General features: G+C 69.1%; 4 protein-coding genes and 1 pseudogene. 4 read left to right on the top strand and 1 reads right to left on the bottom strand.

Features of this window, described 5'->3' with window-relative positions:
• The 4 genes and pseudogenes from ACFWF3_RS21605 to glgB all read left to right on the top strand — a co-directional run.
• Positions 1 to 380: pseudogene (locus ACFWF3_RS21605) on the top strand (TetR/AcrR family transcriptional regulator); the annotation flags it as partial.
• Positions 381 to 431: 51 nt separating this feature from the next.
• Positions 432 to 1,076, top strand: coding sequence for a LysE family translocator (locus ACFWF3_RS21600; protein ID WP_379315031.1), 645 nt, complete (start codon positions 432 to 434; stop codon positions 1,074 to 1,076).
• A 63-nt stretch (positions 1,077 to 1,139) separates the two neighbouring features.
• Positions 1,140 to 3,140, top strand: coding sequence for a maltotransferase domain-containing protein (locus tag ACFWF3_RS21595; protein ID WP_379315030.1), 2,001 nt, complete (start codon positions 1,140 to 1,142; stop codon positions 3,138 to 3,140).
• A complete protein-coding gene (gene glgB, locus ACFWF3_RS21590; protein WP_379315029.1) occupies positions 3,140 to 5,296 on the top strand; it encodes a 1,4-alpha-glucan branching protein GlgB in 2,157 nt (718 codons plus the stop codon). The genes ACFWF3_RS21595 and glgB overlap by 1 nt, the downstream gene beginning before the upstream one ends.
• On the opposite strand, the gene ACFWF3_RS21585 is transcribed toward glgB, so the two are convergent.
• Positions 5,293 to 5,685, bottom strand: coding sequence for a nitroreductase/quinone reductase family protein (locus ACFWF3_RS21585; RefSeq protein ID WP_378996688.1), 393 nt, complete (start codon positions 5,683 to 5,685; stop codon positions 5,293 to 5,295). The two genes, glgB and ACFWF3_RS21585, sit on opposite strands and share 4 nt — an antisense overlap.
• Between the last annotated feature and the right edge of the window lie 123 nt (positions 5,686 to 5,808).

Below are 5,808 nucleotides of genomic sequence, written 5' to 3'. Positions count from 1 at the left end.
TGGGCGCGCAGGTGGCCGCCGCCGCGGACACCGAGTCCGACCCCTGGACGCAGCTCACCACCGGCTGCGCCGCGTTCCTGCGAGCCTGCGCCGACCCCCGTGTCCAGCGCATCCTGCTGATCGACGGCCCCGCCGTCCTCGGCTGGCACGAATGGCGGGCCATGGACGAAGCCAACTCGGCTCGCCACCTCGACGAAGCCCTGCGAACCCTCGTCGACGCCGGTGTCCTTGCTCCGCAACCGATCGCCCCGCTGACCCAACTGCTCTCCGGCGCGATGAACGAAGCCGCGCTGTGGCTGGCCACCACCACCGCCCCCGGCGCGCTCACCGACACCATCGCCGCCCTCGATCGCCTCCTCGCGGGCCTGCGCATCGCCTGACCCCACGAAATCCGTTCGCCATACCCCGGCACTCCGTGTCACCATGCACCGATGCCGCACTGGGTCGATGTCCTGCCCGAATTCCTGGTCGCCGCCATCATCTTGGCCGCGCTTCCCGGACCCGCGACGGCGCTGTTCCTGCAGCGATCGGTACGCGACGGGCGCTCGGCAGGTCTGGCCGCGGTACTGGGCAACGAGATCGGCATTCTCGGCTGGACGCTCGCGGGCGGCACCGGGCTGTCGATCCTGCTGGCGGCCAACCGCTGGCTCAACACCACCATGCACGTCGTCGGCGCCGCGGTGCTGATCTGGCTCGGCGTGCAGTCGTGGCGCCACGCCCGCGGCCACCACGACGAGTTCGGCGCCGCGCTCACCGCGAAACTGCCCGGCGGCAACTCGCCCGCCGCCGCCTTCCGCGCCTCACTGATCTCGATCGCCGCCAACCCGAAGGCCGCCGTCTTCGGCATGACGATCCTGCCCCAGTTCCTCCCGGACGAAGGCCCCGTCATCCCCACCCTCCTCATCCTCGCCACCATCCAGGTCGTCGTCGACGGCGCCTGGTGCGTAGGCGTGGTGCTGGCCGCCGACCGAGCGGGCGCCTGGCTGCGCCGCGCGGCAATCCGCCAACGGATGGAACGAACCCTCGCCGCCATCCTGGTGGCCCTCGGCCTCGGCCTGGCCGCGGACACCCGCTGAACACCCCGTCCTCCCCCGGCCGCCGACGCTCCCCACCCAGCGAAAGTGCAGTAAGTTAGCCGAGTGACCGGCCGGATTGCCATCGATGACATCGCCCCGTCCATTCCCGGCGGCCGCCCGGCCAAAGCCGCAGTCGGCGAGGTGTTCCCTGTCCGCGCCGTCGTCTGGCGCGAGGGTCACGACGCGGTAGCCGCCACCCTGGCGGTCCGCGCCCCCGGCTCCTCCCGGATCACCCGCATCCGGATGACGCCCGACTACCAGCCCGACGTGTTCAACGCCCTCTTCACCCCCCACCTCCCCGGCGTGTGGACCTACCGCATCGAAGGCTGGAGCGACCCCCTCGCCACCTGGCGAAGCGCGGTCGAGGCGAAGTTGTCGGTCGGCCAGTCCGCCGCCGACCTCGCCAACGACCTCGAGATCGGCGCCGTCCTGTTCGAACGCGCCGCCCAAGCCGTCCCGAAGAAGCAGTTCGAACGCCTGCGCGCCGCCGCCACCGCCCTGCGCGGTGACGAACAACTCCCGGCCCGGGTCGCGCCCGCGTTCTCCGAGGAGGTCGCCGAGATCCTGCGCGCCACCCCGCTGCGCGAGATGGTCACCCGCGGCACCCAGTTCTCGGTCCTGGTCGAACGCCGCCGCGCCCTGGTCGGCTCCTGGTACGAGTTCTTCCCGCGCTCCACCGGCGGCCGCGACGCCGACGGCGCCCCGATCCACGGCACCTTCGCCACGGCGGCCCGCGAACTCCCCCGCATCGCCGGCATGGGGTTCGATGTCGTCTACCTCCCGCCGATCCATCCGGTCGGCGAGGTGAATCGCAAGGGCCGCAACAACACTCTCACCACCGAACCCGGCGACGTGGGCTCCCCCTGGGCCATCGGCTCGGCGGACGGCGGACACGATGCCGTGCACCCGCTGCTGGGCACCGAGCGCGACTTCACCGAATTCGTCTCCGAGGCAACCGCTCTCGGTCTGGACGTCGCCATCGACCTGGCCCTGCAATGCGCCCCCGACCATCCGTGGGTCGCCGCCCACCCGGAGTGGTTCACCACCCTGCCCGACGGCACCATCGCCTATGCCGAGAACCCACCGAAGAAGTACCAGGACATCTACCCGGTCAACTTCGACAACGATCCCGACGGTCTCTACGCCGAGATCCTGCGGGTGGTCCGGCACTGGATCTCGCTGGGCGTCACCATCTTCCGCGTGGACAACCCGCACACCAAGCCCGCCGATTTCTGGGAGTGGCTGATCACCGAGCTGCGCCGCACCGATCCCGACGTGATCTTCCTGTCCGAAGCGTTCACCCGCCCGGCCCGCCTCTACGGCCTGGCCCGCCGTGGCTTCAGCCAGTCGTACACCTATTTCACCTGGCGCGTGCACAAGTGGGAACTCACCGAGTTCGGCTACGAGATCGCCGCCAAGGCCGACGAGGCCAGGCCCAACCTGTTCGTGAACACCCCCGACATCCTGCACGAGAGCCTGCAGTACGGCGGCCCCGGCATGTTCGCCGTCCGCGCCGCCCTCGCCGCCACCCTCTCCCCCACCTGGGGCGTGTACTCCGGTTTCGAGCTGTTCGAACACGAGGCGGTCCGCGAGGGCAGCGAGGAGTACCTCGATTCGGAGAAGTACGAACTGCGTCCCCGCGATTTCGCCGGCGCCCTCGAACGCGGTGAATCGCTGGAACCGTGGCTCACCCGCCTGAACGAGATCCGCCGCAATCACCCGGCGCTGCAGCAGTTGCGCTGCATCCACTTCCATCACGTCGACAACGACGCGCTGATCGCCTACTCCAAGGTCGACCCGGCCACCGGCGACGCGGTGCTGGTCATCGTGAACCTCAACCCCTATGCCGCCGAGCAGGGCCACATTTCACTAGATCTCCCCGCCATCGGCCGCGAATGGCACGACCACCCGGTGGTCTTCGACGAGGTGAGCGGCGAGGAATACCACTGGGGCCAGCAGAATTTCGTGCGCCTCGACCCCACGCGCGCGGTCGCGCACATCCTGTCACTGCCCGCAGTCCCGGCCGCGGCCCGCGCACCGCTGGCCTACCGCGAGACACTGTGATGAAGCGCCGCGATCTCCTGCTGCTGGCCGCGGGCACCCATCCCGACCCGCACACCGTCCTCGGCGCGCACGCCCACGCCGACGGCACCGCGGTCCGTGTCCTGCGCCCCCACGCCGACACTGTGACGGTGCTCGTCGGGGAGTCCGAACATCGGCTGAAATCGTTGGGCCACGGCATCTTCGACGCGATCCTGCCGTATCCGCAGATCGACGACTACCGCATCCGCGCCGAGTACCCCGGCGGCCAGACCGTGATCTCCGCCGACGGCTACCGCTTCCTGCCCACCGTCGGCGAACTCGACCTGCATCTCATCGGCGAAGGCAGGCACACCCGCCTCTGGGAGGTTCTCGGCGCCCACCCGCGCCACTACACCACCCTCGACGGCGAAGTCGACGGCACTTCCTTCGCGGTGTGGGCCCCGAATGCCCGCGGCGTCACCGTCTTCGGCGATTTCGACCACTGGAGCGGCACCTCGGCCCCGATGCGGGCGCTGGGCAATTCCGGTGTGTGGGAGGTGTTCGTGCCCGGCGTCGGGCCGGGCACGCGGTACAAGTACCGGATCCACGGCGCCGACGGCCGCGTCGTGGATCACGCGGACCCCCTTGCCTTTTCGACCGAGGTTTCCCCCGCGACCGCCTCGGTGGTGGCCGGCACCGACCACGTGTGGACCGACAGCGCCTGGCTCGACCGACGCGCGAAAACCGACGCGGTCCGCTCCCCCATGAGCGCCTACGAAATCCACCTCGGTTCCTGGCGACCCGGCCTCGACTACCGCGAATTGGCCCACCAGCTGGCCGATTACATCCGTGCGACCGGATTCACCCACGTGGAGCTGCTGCCGGTCGCCGAGCACCCCTTCGGCGGCTCGTGGGGGTACCAGGTCACCTCGTACTACGCCCCGACCTCACGTTTCGGCAGTCCCGACGACTTCCGCTACTTCGTCGACCACCTCCACAACGCGGGCATCGGGGTACTGCTCGACTGGGTCCCCGCGCACTTCCCCCGCGACGAATGGGCACTTGCCCGTTTCGACGGCACCCCACTCTACGAACACCCCGACCCGCGCCGTGGCGAGCAACTCGACTGGGGCACCTACGTTTTCGACTTCGGGCGCAACGAGGTCCGCAACTTCCTGGTCGCCAACGCGGCCTTCTGGATCTCCGAATTCCACATCGACGGCCTGCGCGTCGACGCCGTCGCCTCGATGCTGTACCTGGACTACTCCCGCCCCGACGGCAGCTGGGAGCCCAACATCTATGGCGGCCGGGAGAATCTGGAAGCGGTCGAGTTCCTGCAGGAACTCAACGACACCGTGCACGGCGCCCATCCCGGCGTGGTCACCATCGCCGAGGAGTCGACCACCTGGCCCGGCGTCACCCGCGGCACCGACGTCGGCGGCCTCGGTTTCACCATGAAGTGGAACATGGGCTGGATGCACGACACCCTCGGCTACCTGGGTCGCGACCCGATCCACCGCTCCTGGCACCACAACGAGATGACGTTCTCACTGGTCTACGCATGGAGTGAGAACTACGTCCTGCCGATCAGCCACGACGAGGTCGTGCACGGCAAAGGCACCCTGTGGACCCGCATGCCCGGCGACGACTTCGCCAAGGCGAGCGGCGTGCGCACCCTGCTCGCCTACATGTGGGCCCACCCCGGCAAGCAACTGCTGTTCATGGGTCAGGAATTCGGCCAGTTCCGCGAATGGGACAACGATCGCGGCCTGGACTGGCAGGAACTGGACAACCCACTCCACCAGGGCATTTCAACAATGGTCGCCGATCTCAATCGCACCTATACCGCCCACCCCGCGCTGTGGACCCAGGACACCACCCCCGGCGGCCACTCCTGGATCGAAGCCGACGACAGCACCGCCAACGTCTTCGCCTTCCTCCGCTGGGGCACCGACGGCAGCGCGGTGGCGGCCGTGTTCAACTTCTCCGGTTCCCTCCGCGAGAACTACCGCATCGGCCTGCCCCACCCCGGCCCCTGGCACGAGATCCTCAACACCGACGCCCACGAATACGCGGGCTCCGGCATCGGCAATCTCGGCATCGTCACCGCCGTCGACACCCCCAGCCACGGTCACCCCGCCTCGGCCACCGTCACCATGGCGCCCCACAGCGCCCTCTGGCTGTCCTGGACGGTCTAACGATCCAGGTCGACCCGAATCGTCAGCAGGTCCGTACCGAACGCCCGCACCGCGGTGCTGTTGTAGCGCGGCAACTGCCGCAGTCTGGCCCGCGCGTCGTCCCCGGGCAGCAGCACGGCGGTCCCCGGGTACCAGCGTCCGCCCAGACGCACCCTGACCTTGTTGTCGGCTTTGATGTTGCGCACATACTGCGAGCGATCCCCGAACTCGGAGACCAGCCAGAACTCGTCGCCGACGCGCCGACCACCGATCGGGGTGACCCGCGGCTGCCCACTCACCCGCCCCACCGTCTCGAGCAACTGCTGACCGGGCAGTCTGCCCAGTATCGGATTCAGTCGCCGCTGCAACGCGGTGACGATCCGATGCTGGATATCGTTCTTGGACGCCATATTTCGACCGTAGCACCGCTCACTCGCAGCGAAGCCGCCCCCCCCGGGTGCCGGCGGGGGGGCGTCGCAGCCAAAGGAGCACCGCCGGAGGTCGAAAGTGTACCCAACCTTGCAGGGCTGTGG

Source organism: Nocardia sp. NPDC060220 (genome assembly GCF_042727815.1).
Classification (GTDB): domain Bacteria; phylum Actinomycetota; class Actinomycetes; order Mycobacteriales; family Mycobacteriaceae; genus Nocardia.
The sequence above is the reverse complement of the archived record's forward strand: the minus strand, read 5'-3'. Positions and strand labels throughout refer to the sequence as shown.

What these genes read in the sequence shown, in the direction of transcription:
- glgB (WP_379315029.1), top strand. Translation starts at nt 3,140, where the DNA reads ATGAAGCGCCGCGATCTCCTGCTGCTGGCCGCGGGCACCCATCCCGAC.
- ACFWF3_RS21600 (WP_379315031.1), top strand. Translation starts at nt 432, where the DNA reads ATGCCGCACTGGGTCGATGTCCTGCCCGAATTCCTGGTCGCCGCCATC.
- ACFWF3_RS21585 (WP_378996688.1), bottom strand. Translation starts at nt 5,685, where the DNA reads ATGGCGTCCAAGAACGATATCCAGCATCGGATCGTCACCGCGTTGCAG.